The sequence below is a fragment of the Streptomyces globisporus C-1027 genome (assembly GCF_000261345.2).
Classification (GTDB): domain Bacteria; phylum Actinomycetota; class Actinomycetes; order Streptomycetales; family Streptomycetaceae; genus Streptomyces; species Streptomyces pakalii.
Genome location: NZ_CP013738.1, coordinates 4694091 through 4713156, shown reverse-complemented (window position 1 = coordinate 4713156; position 19066 = coordinate 4694091). Strand labels below are relative to the sequence as shown.

Here is a 19066-nt window from a genome sequence, read left to right as displayed (position 1 = left end):
ATGACCCCTGAACCGCACGAGCACCTGCCGCCCCGTACGCGTGACGAAGAGCCTTCCCGGGACGAGGAGTTGTTCCGGGAGGCCCTGCACCGGACGGTCGGCGCCCTGTCCCTCCAGCCCGATCTGGTGTCCGACGCCGTCCGGGAGGGCCACCGGCGGCGGGCCAGGAGCCGGGGGTACACGGTCGCGGGCGCCTTCGTCGCGGTGACCGCGCTGACCCTGGGCCTCTCCGTGCTCGGCCCCCGGCTGTTGTCGGGCCCGGAACCCGTTTCGCCCGCCGGACCGTCCCTCTCCCTGCCCGCCTCCCCGCCCACCCCGTCCCCCCGACGTACGGAGCAACCCCCCGACATGCCGAGCCCCACCGCCACCCCCGTGCCGACGGAGTCCGCGGCCGTGCCGCCCGCTCCCCCCGGGCCGCCCGCACCCTCCCTGTCGGTCCCGCCCGGGCTCGGCCCCGAGGAGGCCGAGCACCTGGAGAAATTCCGGCAGCAGGCGGCCCGGGCCCTGGACGCGCTGCTGCCCGCGTCGGTCGGGGACGTCCGGCCGGCCGACGACGACCCGGGGAGCTATGCGGGGCGGCGCGGCGGCGTCGTGCACACCGTCCGGCTCTCGGTGCTCCCGGATCCGGGGAGCCCCGAGCCCGCCTGCCGCGACATCCCGGAGAAGGGGCTGACCTGCGCGGCCCTCACCCTGGACGACGGCACCCCCGCCCGGGCCTACCGGCAGGCCGTCGCCGACCGGGCGGTCACCGAGGTCTCCCTCCAGTACCGGTCCGGCCGCAGCACGGTGACGCTGTCGGTGTCGCCCGCGCGGTCCGGGGCGGGCGGCACGCCCGTCACCGCCGGGGACCTCGTCCGGGTCGCCGAGAGCCCGCGGTTCCGGGAGCTGATCGCGTACGCCGACGAGAACCCGGTGGCGTGGGGCGGGGGCGCCTCGTGACGCGCCGCCGCACGACCGGCACGCTGCCGCCCGCGTACGGGGACCCGGTCCGCGACGAGGACACGTTCCGGCTGCGCGTGCCGGCGCCCCGGGCTCCGGGCGCCACCGGCAACGGCTCGCCGCCCGCTGCCCGTTCGGGCCCCGGCGCCCGCTCCGGGTCCGCTTCCGGCCCCCGGTCCCGGTCGGCCTCCGCTCCCCGGTCCCGGTCGGCGGCGCGGTCGCGGGTGCGGCGGCGGCAGCGGAACCGGCGGCGGGTTCTCTCGCTGGCCGTGCTGGTGCTCGCGGTGGTGGCGGGCGCGGCGCTCCTCGTCGGCCGGCCCTGGCAGCACGGCGGCGGCCCGGCCGACGCGGCCCCGTCCCGTACGAACCCGGCGGGCGGACCGGACAACGCCTCCGAGCCGCTGGAGGACGCCCCCGAGCCCACTCCCCCGCCGACCCCCACCCCGACTCCGTCCGGCTCCGCCGGCACGGACGCGTCCCGGGAAGGTGACGCCCTCGGCCCCGAGGACATCCCCGCCTCGGGGCCCGGCACGTTCACCGTGGCCCGTGCGGGCGTCACGTCGAAGGGCAGGGGCAGCGCGTACCGGATCGAGGTGGAGAACGGCATCGGCGTCGACCCCGACCGGGCCGCCGCCGACATCGCCGCCGTCCTCGCCGACCCGCGCGGCTGGAGCCACGGCGGCGAGCGCTCGTTCCGCCAGGTCGCCGACGGGTCGGCCGGGCTCGTGATCCGGATCGCCACCCCGGCGACCACCGACCGGGAGTGCGGCGCGTACGGCCTGAACACGCGCGGCGAGGTCAACTGCCGGGGCGGCGAGAAGGTGATGGTCAACCTGAAGCGCTGGCAGCTCGGTTCACCGCAGTTCGACGGGCCCGTCTCCGCGTACCGGGCGCTGATCGTCAACCACGAGGTCGGCCACTGGCTGGGGCGCGGCCATGAGACCTGCCCGGGCAAGGGGCGTCCCGCGCCCGCGATGATGCAGCAGATCGACGGTCTGAAGGGCTGCGTCGCCAACGCCTGGCCGTACGACGCGAAGGGACGCTACCTGGGCGGCCCGAAGGTGCCGTGACGCCCGCCGGTGCACCGGCCTCAGCGGGCGCGGTGCACCAGCCGCCCCGCGAGCACGGTCGCCACGCAGGGCCGGGGCCCGCCCCCGTACAGCGCCGCCTCGTCGGGCACGTCGAAGACCGCGAGGTCGGCCCGGCCGCCGACGGTCAGCGGGCCGTGCGCGGTACGGGCCAGATCGCCGCCCGCCGCGAAGGGGTCCAGGTCCGGCACCCCTTCCCGTACCGGAACGGGCGACGGCGCGACCTGGACGACCAGGCCCGACCGGGCGACGGCTGTGCGCAGCGCCGGGTCGTCCGCGCCGAACGGGCCCGCCAGGTGCGTGGTGCCGTGGCGCAGCATCCGCTGGAGCCCGCGCCGTACGCTGCCCGCCCGCCGGGTCGCGTCCATCGTCGCCGTCAGCCGCGCGAACTCCTTTCCCCACAGCGGGAGTTCACCCAGCTCGTCGGCCTCGCGCGGGTCCGGGTGGTAGCAGCGGGTGAGCAGTTCCCGGGCCCGGTCCTGGCGCAGTCCGGGGGTGAGGAGGCCGGGCCAGCGGCGGACCCGGGCGGCCGGGTGCGCGGCGGCGACCTCCTCGTACGGGCCGAGGGCGGCGATCCGGTCGCCGTCCACCGCGACCGCCCCGTCCGCGACGGCCGCCGCGCCCACCGGGAGGACCAGGGGCGCGGCGTGAATCGTCAGCACGGCAGGATCAGTTGGCGTTGAGGAGCTTCAGCTCCGGGTGGGCCGTGCCGCCCTCGATCGCGGTGGACGAGATGTGCGAGACGACGCGCTCGTCGACCGGGTCGTTCGCCGGGTCGTCGTGCACGACGAGGTGCTCGTACGTCGTGGCGCGCTGGGCGGGGACCCGGTCCGCCTTGCGGATCAGGTCGATGATCTCCAGCCGGTTGGAGCGGTGCTTGGCGCCGGCCGAGGAGACGACGTTCTCCTCCAGCATGATCGAGCCGAGGTCGTCGGCGCCGTAGTGCAGCGACAGCTGGCCGACCTCCTTGCCGGTGGTGAGCCAGGAGCCCTGGATGTGGGCGACGTTGTCGAGGAAGAGCCGGGCGATGGCGATCATCCGCAGGTACTCGAAGAGCGTGGCCTGCGTGCGGCCCTTCAGCTTGTTGTTCTCCGGCTGGTAGGTGTACGGGATGAAGGCGCGGAAGCCGCCCGTACGGTCCTGGACGTCCCGGATCATCCTCAGGTGCTCGATGCGCTCGGCGTTGGTCTCGCCGGTGCCCATCAGCATGGTGGAGGTCGACTCGACGCCGAGGCCGTGCGCGATCTCCATGATCTCCAGCCAGCGCTCACCGGACTCCTTGAGCGGGGCGATGGCGGTGCGCGGCCGGGCGGGCAGCAGTTCGGCGCCCGCGCCGGCGAAGGAGTCGAGCCCCGCGGCGTGGATGCGGCTGATGGCCTCCTCGGCGGAGACCTTCGAGATCCGGGCCATGTGCTCGATCTCGGAGGCGCCGAGCGAGTGGATGACCAGCTGCGGGTACGCCTTCTTGATCGCGGAGAAGTGCTCCTCGTAGTACTCCACGCCGAAGTCCGGGTGGTGGCCGCCCTGGAACATGATCTGGGTGCCGCCCAGCTCCACGGTCTCCGCGCAGCGGCGCAGGATGTCGTCGAGGTCGCGGGTCCAGCCCTTGTCGGTGGCCTTGGGCGGGGCGTAGAAGGCGCAGAACTTGCAGGCCGTCACGCACACGTTGGTGTAGTTGATGTTGCGCTCGATGATGTACGTCGCGATGTGCTCCGTACCGGCGTAGCGGCGGCGGCGTACGGCGTCGGCGGCGGCGCCCAGCGCGTGCAGCGGCGCGGACCGGTAGAGGTCGAGCGCCTCCTCCGGGGTGATCCGACCGCCTTCGGCGGCTCGGTCGAGGACGGGCTGAAGGTCGGCCTTCTCGGTCACCGGGCTGTCACCTTTCGGCGGTTTTTTGAGGATCCACGGACCGATCCAGCGTACGCCAGCCCCTTGCGCGATCAGTCGCCGGACCGGGTGAGCTTCCCGTACGGGAGCCCCGCGGCGCGTTCCTTCGAGCGGTAGTCCAGGGTGCCGTCGTCGGCGAGGCGGAAGACGAGGTCGGCCTCGGTGGCGGTGCACAGGCCGGGGGTGCTGGGGCGGTCCGGGTCGGTGGCCTCGCGGATGTTCAGCTCCTTCGCGGTGCCGGAGGTGAGGGTGCCGACGCTGTTGCAGGTGACGGTGATGCCGAGCTGGGAGATGGTCGTGCTCATCCGGACGACCCGCTCCCCGCGCTCGCCCTCGGTGAAGACGGCGGTGAGCGTGCCGTGGGGCTGGCCGGTCGTCCTCTCGGTGACCGGGCCCTTCCAGGTGCCGACGTACGCCTTCGGCAGGGCGGCGGCCGGGGCCTCGCTCGCGTCGGCGCCGGATTCGGTGGGTGTCGGCTTCTCCCCGGCGGGCGGGGAGGCGGACCTCGACGGGGTCGCGGCGGCGTCGCTGCCCCGGTCCCGGTCGGCGTCGCTGCCCGGGAAGAGGCCGTCGAGCAGACCGGTGCCGATCGTGACGGCCGCGAGCGCGCCCGCGACGGCCAGGGCGACGGTGCAGCTGACCCGGCGGCCGCGGCGCTCGCCGGGGGTCTGCCGGTTCTCGGCGCTGACGGTGAGGGAGAGGCGGGGGTCGCCGCCGCGCTGCCCCGGCAGGCCGCTCGCGCCGTGCGTGCCGTCGCCGCCCTGCCGGTAGGTCCCGGCGTGCGCCGGGGGCGGGGGTGCGGTGGGGGCGGACGTGGCACGCGGAGTCATCGGGGGCGGCGGTGGCGGCGGCGTCCCGTAGTCGTCCTGCGGATGCGGCGTCCCGTACGCGTCGTCCTGCGGATGCGGCGTCCGGAACGGCACGTCGTCCTGAGCCGCGTCACCCGGCGCCCGACGCGGCGCTTCCGCTGCCGCTTCACCCGGCGCTGGACGCGACGCCTCCGCTTCGCCCGGCGCTTCCTGCGGACGCGGCGTCCCGTATGACGCTTCCCGCGGGTCCGGGGCGGGCGGGCCGGATGCGTCGGCCCGGCCCGGTGCGGCCTCCCCGGGCCAGGGGCGATGCCCGGCCCCGGCCCCCGCCCCCAGCGACGCGCTGCTGAACGGCACCGGCCCCGACTGCACCGGGGCGTCCTGCGGTTCCAGGTCCAGCAGCGCCACCGCGGACCGGCTCACCTCACGCACCAGCCGGCCCGGCAGCCAGCCGCCCGCCACCATCGCCGCCGCCCCGCCGGGAGCGAGCGCCCGGGCGAGGTCGGCCGGGGCGGGGCGCTGCGCCGGGTCCTTGGCGAGGCACCCCGCGACCACCTCGCGCAGCTCGCCCTCCAGATCGCCCAGTTCGGGTTCCTCGTGGACCACCTTGTAGAGGAGGACGGCGGAGGAGTCGCCGGGGAAGGGGGCGGCGCCGGTCGCCGCGTACGCGATGACCGCGCCCAGCGAGAAGACGTCGGCCGCGCCGGAGACGTCCCGGCCCCGGATCTGCTCGGGCGCCATGTAGCCGGGCGAGCCGACGGAGACCCCGGAGGAGGTGAGCGAGACGGCCGCGCCGAGGGCCCGCGCGATACCGAAGTCGATGAGGCGGGGGCCGTCCAGGGCGAGCAGCACGTTGGAGGGCTTCACATCGCGGTGGACGATGCCCTGCCCGTGGACGACGGCGAGCGCCTCGGCCAGGCCCGCGCCCAGGGTGCGTACCGCGTGTTCGGGCAGCGGGCCGTGCTCGGTGATCGCCTGGGAGAGCGGGGGGCCCGCGACGTAACCGGTGGCGACCCACGGCACCGGGGCGTCCGGGTCGGCGTCCAGGACCGGGGCCGTCCACTGGGCGCCGATCCGCCGCGCGGACTCCACCTCGCGCCGGAACCGGGCGCGGAACTGCTCGTCGAGGGCGAAGTGGGGGTGGACCACCTTGACCGCGACCGTACGTCCGCCCGCGCTGCGGCCGAGATAGACCCGGCCCATGCCGCCCGCGCCGAGCCTGCCGAGCAGCCGGTAGGCACCGATGGTGTGCGGTTCGCCCGCTTCCAGCGGCTGCATATGGACTCCCCCTGTGAACCCTGTGATCCCTGCGGACGGTGAAACCGTGGACGGTAATCCCTGTGGTCGGTCCGGACCCGGACCGAAGCCTAGGGGGCTCCTTCGGCGCGGTCACCGGGAAACGGCCGGACCATTCCCCCTTCTCCGGTCAGGAGGGGATCTTTTCGCCCCGGGGAAAGGCGCGAATGTGTTGTTCCGCAACCCACCATTCACTGCCCGGTACGCCTATCCGGCAGACCTGTTCCGGGAAGGGGATAAGGGAATTCCCCCCTTTCCCGGGCGGGGCCGCCGGCTTCAGCCGCCGAGCAGCTCCACCCGGACGTCCGCCGGGTAGCCGGTGTCCGCGCCCGTACGGCGGGCGAACTCGTGGACGCCGGCCAGCTGGTCCGGGCCGAAGCGGAAGTCGAGCGTCGTGAAGTACTGCTCCAGCACCTGCGCGTCGAAGGCCTCCCAGCGGGCCGCCTGCTCCGCGACCTTGGTGACCTCCTCCAGGGAGAGGTCCCGGGAGGCCAGGAACGCCTCGTGGACCTGGGCCGCCCGCTCGGGGTGCGCGGCGAGGAAGTCCTTGCGGGCCGCCCAGACGGCGAAGACGAACGGCAGCCCCGTCCACTCCTTCCACATCTGGCCCAGGTCGTGGACCTGGAGCCCGAGCCGGGGGGCGTCGTGCAGATTGGCGCGCAGCGCGGCGTCGCCGATCAGCACGGCGGCGTCCGCCTCCTGCATCATCAGGCCCAGGTCCGGCGGGCAGGTGTAGTAGTCGGGCCGGACGCCGTAGCGCTCGGCCAGCAGCAGCTGGGCCAGCCGCACCGAGGTGCGGGAGGTCGAACCGAGCGCCACCCGGGCCCGGTCGAGCTGCTCCAGCGGGAGCTGGGAGACGATCACGCAGGACATGACGGGCCCGTCGCAGCCGACCGCGATGTCGGGGAAGGCCACCAGGTCGTCGGCGTTGCGCAGGTACTCCACGAGGGTGACCGGGCCGATGTCCAGGTCTCCCCGGATCAGCTGCTCGCTGAGCCGCTCCGGGGTGTCCTTGGAGAGCTCCAGGTCGAGCAGGGTTCCCGTCCGCGCCAGGCCCCAGTAGAGGGGGAGGCAGTTCAGGAACTGGATGTGGCCGACGCGGGGCCGGCTGCGACGGTCGTCGCCTTCGCGGGGGGAGACGGTTGAATTGTCCACATCGCGAGGCTAGACCCGCATCCGGCCACGAGCACCACCGGGGCCCGCGCAGCCCCTTTTCACGGGCCTCTCGCGGGACGCCCGGCGGGTCGATCAAACCTTCGGGTGAAGTGATCTTTCCCTCTACCGCTCTCCGGAGACTGCGTGCTAGGCTCGCCCGCAAGTTGCAGTTTGGTTTCCCTTGCAGTACAGAGCCTGCGGAGCATGTAACCCGCAGGCTTTTGTAGTTTTCAGACTTGTTTGCAGGTTCTGGAGCAGGGCAACCCTTTGGCCCAAGGAGGGCTTATGGCTACCGGAACCGTCAAGTGGTTCAACGCTGAAAAGGGCTTCGGCTTCATCGCCCAGGACGGCGGCGGCCCGGATGTCTTCGTTCACTACTCCGCGATCAACGCGTCCGGGTTCCGCTCCCTCGAGGAGAACCAGGTCGTGAACTTCGACGTCACTCAGGGACCCAAGGGTCCGCAGGCTGAGAACGTCACCCCGGCCTAGTTGCCCGGGTCGGCCGATCGCGGCCGCACCTAGCAGTACCCAAGGAGCCCCGCTCCCCCGCTTCGGCGGAGGAACGGGGCTCCTGCCTGTATACGGTCCGGTCGTCCGGTCCGGTCCCGCGCCGCGCTTGACCTTGACCCTGTGTGAAGGGGTGCAGTGGAGCCATCATGTTCACCATCGGAGACTTCGCCAGGTACGGACGGGTGTCGCCCCGGATGCTGCGTCACTACGACGCCATCGGGCTGCTGCGCCCGGACCGCACCGACCCCGCCACCGGCTACCGCCTCTACGGCGCCGCCCAGCTCGCCCGGCTCAACCGGATCATCGCGCTCAAGGACCTCGGCTTCACGCTCCAGCAGGTGGGGGCGGTCCTGGACGAGCAGGTGGGCCCGGAGGAGCTGCGCGGCATGCTGCGGCTGCGCCGGGCGGAGCTGGCCGAGGCCGCGGCAGCGGCTACGGCGCGGCTGGCCCGGGTCGAGGCGAGGCTCCGGTCGATCGAGAGCGAGGGGCACATGCCTGCCGACGACGTCGTGATCAAGACCGTTCCGGCGGTCCGGGTGGCCGAGCTGACCGGGACGGCCGCCAGCTACCAGCCCGAGGACATCGGGCCGGTGATCGGCCCGCTGTACGAGCGGCTCTTCCCGCTCCTGGAGGGCGCGGGCGTCCGGCCCACCGGCCCCGGCATCGCCCGGTACGAGGACGAGCCCGGGGGCGGCGGAATCGTCGTGCACGCCGGGGTGACGGTATCCGGCCCGGTGGGCGCGGTCGGGGACACGGGGGTGCGGGTGGTGGAGCTGCCGGCGTTCGAGGCGGCGGCGATCGTGCACCGGGGCGCGATGGACGACGTGCTGCCGGCGGCCCACACCCTGGCCCGCTGGCTGGAGGCCAACGGCTACCGCTCCACGGGGTACGCCCGCGAGGTCAACCTGGAGTGCCCGCCGGACCGGGAGCAGTGGGTGACGGAACTTCAGGAGCCGGTGGCGAGGGTCTGACGCGGCCGCCCGTACGGGGAGGGGGTCACGGTCCCCTCCCCGTACGGGCGGAGGGGCACGGCCTCCTCCCCGTACCCACCGCAGGCTCAAGGGCCCGCCCAGAGCCCGTCCTCCGTGAGCCCCAGCAGGTCGATGGCGTTGCCGCGCACGATCCGGTCGACGACGTCCGGGGCGAGGTGGCCCATCTGCTCCTCGCCGACCTCGCGGGAGCGGGGCCAGGTGGAGTCGGAGTGCGGGTAGTCCGTCTCGTACAGGACGTTGCCGACGCCGATCGCGTCGAGGTTCTTCAGCCCGAAGGCGTCGTCGAAGAAGCAGCCGTGGACGTGCTCGGCGAAGAGCTCGGACGGCGGGCGGTGGACCTTGTCGGCGACGCCGCCCCAGGCGCGGTTCTCCTCCCAGACCACGTCGGCGCGTTCCAGGATGTAGGGGATCCAGCCGATCTGCCCCTCCGCGTACATGATCTTCAGGTTGGGGAAGCGTTCGAACTTGCCGCTCATCAGCCAGTCGACCATCGAGAAGCAGCAGTTGGCGAAGGTGATGGTGGAGCCGACGGCGGGCGGCGCGTCGGCGGACGTGGACGGCATGCGTGACGAGGAGCCGATGTGCATGGCGATGACGGTGCCCGTCTCGTCGCAGGCCGCGAGGAGCGGATCCCAGTCGTCCGCATGTATGGACGGAAGCCCGAGATGGGGAGGTATCTCGGAGAACGCGACGGCGCGCACGCCCCGCGCGGCATTGCGCCGCACCTCGGCGGCGGCGAGTTCCGCGTCCCACAGCGGGATGAGGGTGAGGGGGATGAGGCGGCCGTGCGCCTCGGGGCCGCACCACTCCTCCACCATCCAGTCGTTGTAGGCGCGCACCCCCAGGAGCCCCAGCTCGCGGTCCTTCGCCTCGGTGAACGTCTGCCCGCAGAAGCGCGGGAAGGTCGGGAAGCAGAGCGCGGACTGGACGTGGTTGACGTCCATGTCGGCGAGCCGGTCCGGGACCGAGAAGGAGCCGGGACGCATCTGCTCGTAGGTGATGATCTCCAGCTTGATCTCGTCCCTGTCGTAGCCGACGGCGGTGTCCAGGCGGGTGAGCGGGCGGTGCAGGTCCTCGTACACCCACCAGTCGCCCACCGGCCCGTCGTCGCCCTTGGCGCCCATCACGGGTGCGAACTTTCCGCCCAGAAAGGTCATTTCCTTCAGCGGTGCGCGGACGATGCGCGGCCCGGAGTCCGCGTACCTGGACGGGAGCCGGTCCCGCCAGACATGAGCGGGCTCCACCGTGTGGTCATCCACCGAGATGATCTTCGGGAAGGTCTCCATGCGTTCCACGGTAGCGCCGATCTGACGACCCGTCAGCAATTGTGCGCGCATTCGCGACGGGCAGGGCACCGGGCGTGGTTCCCGAATCGTTGTCGAGGGCTTGTGCAGAGCGTCACCCACTGCTGACGAGCCCGCCCGGGACAAGGCAGACTGTTGAGCGCGATACCAGCGGTACCGCGCCATCCGGATGCACACCGCACTTCGGCGCAGGGCGGACATCCGGGCGCGGGCACCACCGGCAGGATCCGCAGACGAGCGGGACCGGCAGGCGAGCAGGACAGGGGGCATCAATGGACCGTGACAGCGGGCCACGCGTGCGCGTGCCGGAGCAGCGTGCTCCGGAGAATCCGGTTACGGCGGACGCCCTCAGGTTCACCGTGCTCGGCCCCGTACGGGCCTGGCGTGGTTCGGATCTGCTCTCCTCCGGCTCGCCCCAGCAGCGCGCCCTGCTGACCGCGCTGCTGCTGCGCGAGGGCCGGACGGCCACCGCGGGCGAGCTGATCGACGCGTTCTGGGGCGAGGACCCGCCCTCGCAGGCGCTGGCCACGATCCGGACGTACGCCTCCCGGCTGCGCAAGATCCTGGGCCAGGACACGCTGGTGAGCGAGTCGGGCGGGTACGCGATCCGGATCGACCGGGGCGCGCTGGATCTCACCCTGGCCCAGGACCTGGCGGCCGAGGCGGAGAAGGCGCGGGCGACCGGGGACCGGTGCCAGGCGCGCACCCTGATCAACAAGGTGCTGGGCCTGTGGGACGGCGAGGCACTGGCCTCCGTGCCCGGCCCGTACGCGGACAACCAGCGGACCCGGCTGGAGGAGTGGCGGCTCCAGCTCACCGAGACGCGGCTCGACCTGGACCTGGAGGTCGGCTGCCACGCGGAGGCGGTGTCCGAGCTGACCGCGCTCACCGCGGCGCACCCGCTGCGGGAGCGGCTGCGCGAGCTGCTGATGGTGGCGCTGTACCGCAGCGGCCGGCAGGCCGAGGCGCTCGCGGTGTACGCGGACACGCGGCGGCTCCTCGCGGAGGAGCTGGGGGTGGACCCGCGCCCCGAACTGGCCCAGCTCCAGCGGCGGATCCTGCGCGCCGACGAGGAACTGGCCCGCCCGGCGGACGAACCGGCGCCGGCGCCCGCGCCGTTGAGGCCGGCGCAGCTCCCGGCCACCGTGCCCGACTTCACCGGCCGGTCCGCGTTCGTGACGGAGCTGAGCAGTCGACTGGCCACGGCGGAAGGTTCGGTCATGGCGGTCTCGGCGGTGGCCGGGATCGGGGGCGTGGGCAAGACGACACTGGCGGTACACGTCGCCCACCAGGCCCGCCGGCACTTCCCGGACGGGCAGTTGTACGTCGACCTCCAGGGCGCGGGGGCGCGGGCGGCGGAGCCGGAGACGGTCCTCGGCTCGTTCCTGCGCGCTCTCGGCACGGCGGACTCGGCGATCCCGGACACGCTGGACGAGCGGGCGGCGCTGTACCGCTCGACGCTGGACGGCCGCCGCATCCTGATCCTCCTGGACAACGCCCATGACGCGGCCCAGATCCGCCCGTTGCTGCCCGGTACGCCGGGGTGCGCGGCGCTGGTGACGAGCCGGGTGCGGATGGTGGACCTGGCCGGGGCGCATCTGGTGGACCTGGACGTGATGTCGCCGGAGGAGGCACTCCAGCTCTTCACCCGGATCGTGGGCGCGGAGCGGGTGGGTTCGGAGCGGGAGGCGGCTCTGGACGTGGTGGCCGCGTGCGGCTTCCTGCCCCTGGCCATCCGCATCGCCGCCTCCCGCCTGGCGGCGCGCCGCACCTGGACGGTGTCGGTCCTCGCCGCGAAGCTCGCCGACGAGCGCCGCCGCCTGGACGAGCTCCAGGCGGGGGACCTCGCGGTGAAGGCCACGTTCGAACTCGGCTACGGCCAGCTGGAACCGGCCCAGGCCCGGGCCTTCCGCCTCCTGGGCCTCGCGGACGGCCCGGACATCTCCCTCGCCGCGGCCGCCGCCCTGCTGAACCTGGACCCGCACGCGGCGGAGGACCTCCTGGAGGCCCTGGTCGACACGAGCCTGGTGGAGTCCGCCGCCCCGGGCCGCTACCGCTACCACGACCTGGTGCGCCTCTACGCGCGTGCGTGCGCGGAGCGGGACGAGCGGGCGGCGGAGCGGGAGTCGGCGTTGTCGCGGCTGCTGGACTTCTATCTGGCGACGGCTGCGGGGGTGTATGCGCTGGAGCGGCCGGGGGACCGGCTGGTGGACCACCTGGCGCGCGTCGACCGGCCCGGGCTGGTGTTCCAGCAGCGGGGCCCGGCGCTGGACTGGATCCACACGGAGGCGGAGTGCGTCCTGGCCTGCGCCCACCAGTGCACCGACTCGGCTTCACTGCGGCGGGCGGCCGACCTGCTGCTGGCCGCGAAGGACCTGCCTGAATCCGGGGCCAACTCCCGGCGGTACGAGGTGGCCGCTCAGGCCGTGCTCGCCGCCGCGGTCCGTACGGGCGATGTCCATGCCGAGGGCAGGGCTCGCACGGCCCTGACGAACGTCTTCCACTTCGCGGGCCGGTTCGACGAGGCCGAGGAAGAGGCCGAGAAGGCCATGGCCCTCTCCGAGGCCAACGAGGATCCGATTCCAGGCGGGTACGCTGCCAACACCCGCGGCTTCATCGCGGTCTACCAAGGCCGCTACGCGGAGGCGGAGAAGTACCTGCGGGTGGCTATCGCAAGTTTCAGGAGCGACGGCAATGGGCCGAGCGAAGCGAGCGCCCTCTGCAACCTGTCGCGGGCACAGCTGGCCATGGGCCGGACGGGCGGCGCGGTGACCCTGGCCCGGCAAGGGGTCGACATATACGACCGTCAGGGACTGAGTCTGCGTCTGGCGAACGGGCGCTACGCCCTGGGCATCGCCCTCACCCAGGCGGGAGAGCTGGATGAGGCGCTCACCCAGCTCTCCGAAGCCCTCGACATCTTCCATGAGAGCCGTCAGCCGCTCTGGGAAGGAATGACGCACTTCCGACTGGCTGAACTGCACCTTCTCGCCGGCCGTTCGGCTCAGGCTGCCGCGCATGCCGAGCAGGCCATCGCGCTCCGGGGTATCGGCGGGGAGTGGCGGCGCGCAACGGTGCTGACCGTCCTGGGCAAGGCTCTGAAACTCCTGGGTCAAGTGGACCGGGGGCATGCGTGCTGGGTCGAAGCTCTGACGATCTTCGAGAACCACGGCTCGCAGGAAGCAGTGGAGGTGCGCACCCTCCTGTCGCCCCAGCGCATGGACCAAAGGTGCCCCTGACAGGGCGTTCATCGTTCGTTTATCCCCCCACGGCACTCTCATCACCAGGAATCCGTCGCGTCGGGGGGCAGACGGATTCTCCCGGCGGCCGCGGCGTTAGATTGGCGGCCCCAGTCCGTCCGGCGACCTCCGGGGGAGTCGCCGGACGGGCTTTCCGGCCTTGTCCGCTGATCCATGTTGGAGCGAACCATGAGCGACATCAACAAGCCCACGATCAAGCCGAAGCCTCTGGACGACCACATGTCCGGCGGAGACAAGGGCGTCGTCAGGCCTCAGGACGACCACATGTCCGGTGCCGACAAGAACGTCGCGAAGCCCCAGGACGACCACATGTCCGGAGAGCAGCCCTAGCCGGACGGGGTGACGAAGAACTGCCGCGGCGACGCCGAGGGGGAGCCGCCGCGGTCGCGGTACGGGGGAATGTGTGAGGGGCCCGAGACGGGGGAAACGCTCGGGCCCCTCACCCGTGTCCGGGAGTGGTGCCTACAGGCCGCGCACCTGAACCCTCTTCGCGCACAGCTTCCCCATGTCGTCCACGTCGGACGTGAACAGCGCCGTCCGGCCCTGCTGACGATTCGCGAGCGCCGCGAGCACCGCGTCGATGGCGTACTTGTGGCCGCGGAGGCCGGCCTCGCGGAGGAGACGGATCGCCTCGTCGGCGAGGCCCTTGGTGACGGGTTCGACGACGATGCCGGACATCGCCCAGTCCCACACCGGCCGCCGGATCTTGCTGTGGTACGCCTCGACCAGAGTCATCGCGCTGGTCACCACGCGGATGCCCGCCCGGTGGGCGTCCTTGAGGCGGCTCTTCATCTCCGGGTCACCGAGGGTCGCCCGCGAGACGGCCTCACAGTCCAGTACGTAACTGATGTCCGGCATCAGTCAGCCGCCGCATCCTGGCGCGCGGGGACATCCGCCTCCTGGTCGGCGAACCACTGCTCGATCTCACGACGCTCGGCTTCGGCCGCCGTCAGGTCGGCGTCGGTGACAGGCCCGTATTCACCCTCCAGGCGCTCCACCAGCTCCCCCAGCCGATCATGCTCACGCTGACGCTCTACAGCCCGCGTGACATAGGCACTGAAGGCCCCGGGACCCACCTCCGCGCGGATCTCCTCCGCCAGCTCCTCCGGCAGGGTCACCGTGTACTTCTTGGTTGCCATACTCTCGACCATACCGCCGATACCACCCCGGCCCCAGCCGCACTCACCCCATCCAGCGAAGCCGAACAAACATTCCCCTACCCCCGCCCCCGCAACTCCCCCTTCACCACCTTGCCGCTCGCGTTGCGCGGGAGTTCCGGGACGAACTCCACCGTTCTCGGGACCTTGAAGTTCGCCATCTCGCGGCGGGACCAGGCGATCAGGTCGTCCGCGGTGAGCGCCGCGCCCCGGCGGCGGACCGCGTACGCCTTGCCGACCTCGCCGAGGCGGGGGTCCGGGACGCCGATGACCGCGACGTCGGCCACGTCCGGGTGGAGGCCGAGGAGCTGTTCTATCTCGGCCGGGTACGCGTTGAAGCCGCCCACGATGAACATGTCCTTGATCCGGTCCGTGATCCTGAGGTTGCCCGCCCCGTCCAGGACGCCCACGTCGCCGGTGCGGAGCCAGCCGTCCTCGGTCATCGTGGCGGCCGTGGTGTCCGGGTCCTCGAAGTAGCCGCTCATCACGGTGAAGCCGCGGACCTGGACCTCGCCCGGAGCGCCCGGGGCCGCCAGGACGCGGATCTCGGTGCCGGGGATCGCGCGGCCCGAGGTCGTCGCCACGATCTCCGGTGCGTCGCCCCGGCGGCACATCGTGACGATGCCGCTCGCCTCGGAGAGGCCGTACGCCGTGAGGACCGTGGCAATGTGCAGTTCGTTGCGCAGGCGTTCCACCAGCTGGAGGGGGACCACCGCCGCGCCCATCACCACCAGGCGCAGGGCGGAGAGGTCGTGCGCCCCGCGTGCCGGGTGGTCCAGCAGGGACTGGTGGAGGGTCGGCGGACCGGGGAGGACGGAGATGCGTTCCGCCGCGATGTTCGCCAGCACCGTGTCCACGTTGAACACCGGCTGCGGCACCATCGTCGCCCCCCGCATCAGGCAGGCGATGATCCCCGCCTTGTAGCCGAAGGTGTGGAAGAACGGGTTGACGATGAGGTAGCGGTCGCCCTCGCGCAGGCCCGCCAGCTCGCTCCAGATCTCGTACGCGCGCAGCGTCTGGGCGTGCGTGATCACCGCGCCTTTGGGCGCGCCCGTCGTGCCCGAGGTGTAGATGATGTCGGAGGGGGACGACGGGGCGATCGCCGCCGCTCGTTCCCGTACGGCGGAGGACTCCACCCCCTCCCCCGCCGCCAGGAAGTCCGGCCAGCTCGTGTAGTCCTCGGGAGCCGTGTCCGCCAGCACCACCACCCGCTCCAGGTCCGGCAGTTTCACCTCCGCCCGGCGCAGCGACGCCACGTACGACGTGCCCAGGAACGTCCCCGTGACGAACAGCAGCCTCGCCCGGCTGCGCCGCAGGATGTACGCCGCCTCCGTGCCCTTGAAGCGGGTGTTGAGAGGGACCAGCACCGCGCCCGCACCCACCGCCCCGAGCGCCGAGACGATCCACTCCGTCGTGTTCGGGGCCCAGATCGCCACCCGGTCGCCCGGCTCCACCCCGGCGGCCATGCACGCGGCCGCCGCGCGCTCCACCCGGTCCCCCAGTTCGGCGTACGAGAGCCGGGTGCGGCCGTCGGCCACCGCCTCGGCCGGGCCGTGCCGCCTCGCCGCCGCCCGTACCAGCCCCGGGATGCTGCCCCACTCCTCGTCGCCGCGCATCACGCGCCCGCCTTCCGCCGCCGCACTAGCTGACTATCCGTCAGATTAGCGGTAGCGTCTGCCGCTGTCAGCAGGCGCGACAGTGCGGGAGGTCAGCGGATGGCGACGCTCAAGGACGCGACGGCGATAGCCGGGATAGGGCAGACGGCGTTCGCGAAACGCCTCCCGGAGTCCGAGAAGACCCTCGCCTGCCGGGCGGTCCTCGCCGCCCTCGACGACGCGGGCATCGCCCCGTCGGAGGTCGACGGCTTCGCCTCGTACACCATGGAGGAGACCGACGAGGTCGAGGTCGCCAAGGCGATCGGGGCCGGGGACGTCACCTTCTTCAGCAAGGTCGGGTACGGAGGCGGGGGTTCCTGCGCCACCCTCGGCCACCTCGCCGCAGCGATCGCCACGGGGCAGGCGAGCGTCGGGGTCGCCTGGCGGTCACGGAAGCGCGGGTCGGGCCCACGGCCGTGGAAGAACACCGCAGTTCAGCTCCCGACCCCCGCCCAGTGGACCCGGCCCTACGGGCTGCTGCGGCCCGCCGACGAGATCGGCATGCTCGCCCGGCGCTACATGCACGAGTACGGCGCCACCCGCGACCACCTCTTCAACGTCGCCCTCGCCTGCCGCAACCGGGCCAACCAGAACCCGGACGCGATCATGTACGACCGGCCGCTGACCCGCGAGATGTACATGACCTCACGCTGGATCAGCGAACCCCTCTGCCTCTTCGACAACTGCCTGGAGACGGACGGGGCGTTGGCCTGCGTCATCGTCTCCGCCGAGCGCGCCCGCGACTGCCGGCAGAAGCCCGTCTATCTCCACTCCGTCGCCCAGGGGCTGCCCGCCCAGCACCACGGGATGGTCAACTACTGGAACGACGACCCGCTCACCGGACCCGCCTGGACAGCAGCCCGACAGCTTTGGAAACAGGCCGACTTCGGACCGGACGACGTTCATGTGGCCCAGATCTACGACGCGTTCACCCCACTCGTCCCGCTCTCCCTGGAGGGCTACGGATTCTGCGCGCGCGGCGAGGGCGGCGCGTTCACCGAGGGCGGGGCGCTGGAGAGCGGCGGACGGCTGCCGGTCAACACCGGCGGGGGCGGGCTGAGCGAGGCGTACGTCCACGGCTTCAACCTCATCACCGAGGGCGTCAAGCAACTGCGCGGCACCTCCACCGCCCAGGTGCCGGACGCCGCCACGTGCCTGGTCACCGCTGGTGAGGGCGTGCCGACATCTGCCGTTCTGCTGAGGAGTTGAGGCAATCCCCATGAGCATGCCCGATGCCGATTCCCTGCTGCTGCCCGTCGTCGACGAGGACGGCGCGCCCTTCTGGGAGTACGCCGCCCGGGGCGAACTCCGCGTCCAGGCCTGCGCGTCCCCCGCCTGCGGCGAACTCCGCTTCCCGCCCCGCCCCTGCTGCCCCCGCTGCGGGTCCTTCCCGAGTGAGTGGCGGCTGATGAGCGGGCGCGGGCGGCTCTGGTCGTACGTCATCCCGCACCCGCCACTCCTTCCCGCGTACGCCGAACAGGCCCCGTACAACGCGGTGTTGGTGGAGCTGGCCGACGCCCCGCAGATCCGCCTCGCCGGAAACGTCGTCGCCTCCCCCGACGCGCCGCTCAACTCCGTCGACCCGGCGCGACTGCGGATCGGGGCCCCGGTTCGGGCCGCGTTCTGCCCGGCGGGGCCGAGCGGCTCGGTCACGCTGGTCCGCTGGCTCCTGGAGCGGTGAGCGGTGGCGCTGCGCATCGAACGGGAGGCGGCGGCCGGGGTCGTGCTCGTCACCCTCGACCGGCCGGCGAAGCTCAACGCGATCGACCTGGAGACCGCCGGGGAACTCGCATCGCTGTGGCAGGAGTTGCGGTACGACGAGAGCGTCCGGGCCGCCGTCCTCACCGGGGCCGGAACGCGGGCCTTCTGTACGGGAATCGACCGGGGGGTCGAGGTCCCGCAGCCTCCCTCCCCGTACGCCGTCGACGACCCGCTCCTGCGCATCGGGCCCAAGGCGAACGACCTGTGGAAGCCGGTGATCGCGGCGGTGGAGGGGATGGCGTGCGGCGGGGCGTTCTACCTGCTGGGCGAGGCGGAGTTCGTCGTCGTGTCCCGGGAGGCCACGTTCTTCGACCCGCACACCACGTACGGGATGGTCTCGGCGTACGAGGCGATCGCGATGGCCCAGCGGATGCCGTACGGGGAGGTCGCCCGGATGTCCCTGATGGGCACGGCGGAACGGGTGAGCGCCGAGCGGGCGTACGCGGTCGGGCTGGTCAGCGAGGTGACGGAGCCGGGCGGCGCGGTGGCGGCGGCGCTGCGGTCGGCGGCCGTGATCGCCGGATACCCGACGGACGCGGTGCAGGGCACGGTCCGGGCGGTGTGGTCCGCGAAGGAGGCGGCCAGGACCCAGGCGATGGCCCGGGCCCCGGCGCTGATCGCCCTGGGCAACCTGCCCCCGGACCGGCAGGCGGAGCTGTTCGGGGCGCGGGGTGCGAGCGGGGCGCCTCGGGTGCGGTGAGCGGGTGTGCCGTGCGGTCAGACCGCCTTGGCGGTCACTTCGCAGCGCTTGACCTTGGACACCTTGCCGGGGCTGTCCATCCGTACGGTGAGGGTGTCCTCCTCGCCGCTGCCGAGGGTCGTGGTGGCCTCGGCCGTGTCCACGGTGTTGCCGCGGGCGTCGACGAACCGCACGTCGATCTCGTACGCCTGCGTGTACCGGTCGTTCGAATGAACCTCGATCAGTGACGAGGTGACCGCCTTGCGCTTGCCCTTGCGCGGTGCGGCACAGCGGATGACCCGGACGTCGAGGGCGTCGGACGCGGTGGGCGTCGGGGTCGAGGAGGAGCCGGACGAGCCGGAGGACGAGGAGTCGTCGTAGTCGTCGTCGTAGTCCGTGTCGCGGTAGCCGTTGTTGCTCTTCTTGGAGCTGGAGCAGCCACCGCCGCCCGAGCTGCTGCTCTTGCCGCTCTTGCCCTTGCCGCCGCTGCTGGCGGTCGAGAATCCGGTGAGCGCGAGGACCACCACGACCAGGACCGCCGCGAGCTTCATCTGTCGCCGCATCATGGATGCAGCCC

18 protein-coding genes are annotated in these 19066 nt (G+C 72.6%); 9 read left to right on the top strand and 9 right to left on the bottom strand.

Annotated elements, in window-relative coordinates; all coding sequences use genetic code 11:
- Complete coding sequence (locus WQO_RS20710) at positions 1 to 939, top strand: hypothetical protein (RefSeq protein WP_010060961.1); 939 nt, start codon at positions 1 to 3, stop codon at positions 937 to 939.
- The gene (locus WQO_RS20705) at positions 936 to 2009 is read left to right on the top strand and encodes a DUF3152 domain-containing protein (protein WP_029182318.1); all 1074 of its coding nucleotides are present in this window, start codon (positions 936 to 938) and stop codon (positions 2007 to 2009) included. The genes WQO_RS20710 and WQO_RS20705 overlap by 4 nt, the downstream gene beginning before the upstream one ends.
- Before the next feature lie 20 nt (positions 2010 to 2029).
- Here the strand turns inward: WQO_RS20705 and WQO_RS20700 are convergent, their stop codons facing one another.
- From WQO_RS20700 to WQO_RS20685, 4 genes are all read right to left on the bottom strand, one after another.
- Complete coding sequence (locus WQO_RS20700; RefSeq protein WP_010060964.1) at positions 2030 to 2689, bottom strand: imidazolonepropionase-like domain-containing protein; 660 nt, start codon at positions 2687 to 2689, stop codon at positions 2030 to 2032.
- A 7-nt stretch (positions 2690 to 2696) separates the two neighbouring features.
- Positions 2697 to 3896 (bottom strand): cyclic dehypoxanthinyl futalosine synthase, encoded by a 1200-nt coding sequence (gene mqnC, locus WQO_RS20695; protein ID WP_010060965.1) that lies wholly within the window; start codon positions 3894 to 3896, stop codon positions 2697 to 2699.
- A 71-nt stretch (positions 3897 to 3967) separates the two neighbouring features.
- The gene (locus tag WQO_RS20690; protein WP_010060966.1) at positions 3968 to 6001 is read right to left on the bottom strand and encodes a serine/threonine-protein kinase; all 2034 of its coding nucleotides are present in this window, start codon (positions 5999 to 6001) and stop codon (positions 3968 to 3970) included.
- A gap of 294 nt (positions 6002 to 6295) precedes the next feature.
- Positions 6296 to 7174: a menaquinone biosynthetic enzyme MqnA/MqnD family protein gene (locus WQO_RS20685; protein WP_010060967.1), complete on the bottom strand. Its 879-nt coding sequence runs from the start codon at positions 7172 to 7174 to the stop codon at positions 6296 to 6298.
- Positions 7175 to 7459: 285 nt separating this feature from the next.
- Here WQO_RS20685 and WQO_RS20680 point away from each other — a divergent pair, with 285 nt between their 5' ends.
- The gene (locus tag WQO_RS20680) at positions 7460 to 7663 is read left to right on the top strand and encodes a cold-shock protein (RefSeq protein WP_003967102.1); all 204 of its coding nucleotides are present in this window, start codon (positions 7460 to 7462) and stop codon (positions 7661 to 7663) included.
- A 167-nt stretch (positions 7664 to 7830) separates the two neighbouring features.
- Positions 7831 to 8655 (top strand): MerR family transcriptional regulator, encoded by an 825-nt coding sequence (locus WQO_RS20675; protein WP_058954051.1) that lies wholly within the window; start codon positions 7831 to 7833, stop codon positions 8653 to 8655.
- A gap of 86 nt (positions 8656 to 8741) precedes the next feature.
- Here the strand turns inward: WQO_RS20675 and WQO_RS20670 are convergent, their stop codons facing one another.
- Entirely contained in the window at positions 8742 to 9962 is a 1221-nt protein-coding gene (locus tag WQO_RS20670) for an amidohydrolase family protein (RefSeq protein WP_010060973.1), read from the bottom strand.
- Positions 9963 to 10252: 290 nt separating this feature from the next.
- Here WQO_RS20670 and afsR point away from each other — a divergent pair, with 290 nt between their 5' ends.
- Positions 10253 to 13216, top strand: coding sequence for an SARP-family global regulator AfsR (afsR, locus tag WQO_RS20665; protein ID WP_010060974.1), 2964 nt, complete (start codon positions 10253 to 10255; stop codon positions 13214 to 13216).
- A gap of 189 nt (positions 13217 to 13405) precedes the next feature.
- The gene (locus WQO_RS36435; protein WP_167552045.1) at positions 13406 to 13567 is read left to right on the top strand and encodes a hypothetical protein; all 162 of its coding nucleotides are present in this window, start codon (positions 13406 to 13408) and stop codon (positions 13565 to 13567) included.
- Between the two features lie 132 nt (positions 13568 to 13699).
- On the opposite strand, the gene WQO_RS20660 is transcribed toward WQO_RS36435, so the two are convergent.
- The 3 genes from WQO_RS20660 to WQO_RS20650 all read right to left on the bottom strand — a co-directional run bounded on the left by WQO_RS20660 (position 13700) and on the right by WQO_RS20650 (position 16010).
- Entirely contained in the window at positions 13700 to 14095 is a 396-nt protein-coding gene (locus WQO_RS20660) for a type II toxin-antitoxin system VapC family toxin (protein WP_010060975.1), read from the bottom strand.
- On the bottom strand, positions 14095 to 14376 hold the full coding sequence (locus WQO_RS20655) for a hypothetical protein (protein ID WP_032748546.1): 282 nt from the start codon (positions 14374 to 14376) through the stop codon (positions 14095 to 14097). Before WQO_RS20655 ends, WQO_RS20660 begins: the two co-directional genes overlap by 1 nt.
- A gap of 77 nt (positions 14377 to 14453) precedes the next feature.
- On the bottom strand, positions 14454 to 16010 hold the full coding sequence (locus WQO_RS20650; protein ID WP_010060978.1) for a FadD3 family acyl-CoA ligase: 1557 nt from the start codon (positions 16008 to 16010) through the stop codon (positions 14454 to 14456).
- Positions 16011 to 16109: 99 nt separating this feature from the next.
- On the opposite strand from WQO_RS20650, the gene WQO_RS20645 reads away from it, so the two are divergent.
- From WQO_RS20645 to WQO_RS20635, 3 genes are read left to right on the top strand one after another with little or no spacing between them, the layout of a single operon-like run.
- Positions 16110 to 17258, top strand: a complete 1149-nt coding sequence (locus tag WQO_RS20645; RefSeq protein WP_058954050.1) for a lipid-transfer protein — start codon at positions 16110 to 16112, stop codon at positions 17256 to 17258.
- A 10-nt stretch (positions 17259 to 17268) separates the two neighbouring features.
- Positions 17269 to 17730 carry a Zn-ribbon domain-containing OB-fold protein gene (locus WQO_RS20640; protein ID WP_010060980.1) on the top strand — a complete coding sequence of 154 codons (462 nt, stop codon included), beginning with the start codon at positions 17269 to 17271 and terminating at the stop codon, positions 17728 to 17730.
- A 3-nt stretch (positions 17731 to 17733) separates the two neighbouring features.
- Positions 17734 to 18510 carry an enoyl-CoA hydratase/isomerase family protein gene (locus tag WQO_RS20635; RefSeq protein ID WP_010060981.1) on the top strand — a complete coding sequence of 259 codons (777 nt, stop codon included), beginning with the start codon at positions 17734 to 17736 and terminating at the stop codon, positions 18508 to 18510.
- 17 nt (positions 18511 to 18527) lie between these two features.
- On the opposite strand, the gene WQO_RS20630 is transcribed toward WQO_RS20635, so the two are convergent.
- Positions 18528 to 19055: a hypothetical protein gene (locus WQO_RS20630; protein ID WP_029182320.1), complete on the bottom strand. Its 528-nt coding sequence runs from the start codon at positions 19053 to 19055 to the stop codon at positions 18528 to 18530.
- Positions 19056 to 19066: the final 11 nt, after the last annotated feature.

Coding starts and splice junctions, on each gene's coding strand:
- WQO_RS20710 (WP_010060961.1), top strand. CDS start 1: ATGACCCCTGAACCGCACGAGCACCTGCCGCCCCGTACGCGTGACGAA.
- WQO_RS20690 (WP_010060966.1), bottom strand. CDS start 6,001: ATGCAGCCGCTGGAAGCGGGCGAACCGCACACCATCGGTGCCTACCGG.
- WQO_RS20680 (WP_003967102.1), top strand. CDS start 7,460: ATGGCTACCGGAACCGTCAAGTGGTTCAACGCTGAAAAGGGCTTCGGC.
- WQO_RS20675 (WP_058954051.1), top strand. CDS start 7,831: ATGTTCACCATCGGAGACTTCGCCAGGTACGGACGGGTGTCGCCCCGG.
- WQO_RS20670 (WP_010060973.1), bottom strand. CDS start 9,962: ATGGAGACCTTCCCGAAGATCATCTCGGTGGATGACCACACGGTGGAG.
- afsR (WP_010060974.1), top strand. CDS start 10,253: ATGGACCGTGACAGCGGGCCACGCGTGCGCGTGCCGGAGCAGCGTGCT.
- WQO_RS36435 (WP_167552045.1), top strand. CDS start 13,406: ATGAGCGACATCAACAAGCCCACGATCAAGCCGAAGCCTCTGGACGAC.
- WQO_RS20660 (WP_010060975.1), bottom strand. CDS start 14,095: ATGCCGGACATCAGTTACGTACTGGACTGTGAGGCCGTCTCGCGGGCG.
- WQO_RS20655 (WP_032748546.1), bottom strand. CDS start 14,376: ATGGCAACCAAGAAGTACACGGTGACCCTGCCGGAGGAGCTGGCGGAG.
- WQO_RS20650 (WP_010060978.1), bottom strand. CDS start 16,010: ATGCGCGGCGACGAGGAGTGGGGCAGCATCCCGGGGCTGGTACGGGCG.
- WQO_RS20645 (WP_058954050.1), top strand. CDS start 16,110: ATGGCGACGCTCAAGGACGCGACGGCGATAGCCGGGATAGGGCAGACG.
- WQO_RS20640 (WP_010060980.1), top strand. CDS start 17,269: ATGAGCATGCCCGATGCCGATTCCCTGCTGCTGCCCGTCGTCGACGAG.
- WQO_RS20630 (WP_029182320.1), bottom strand. CDS start 19,055: ATGATGCGGCGACAGATGAAGCTCGCGGCGGTCCTGGTCGTGGTGGTC.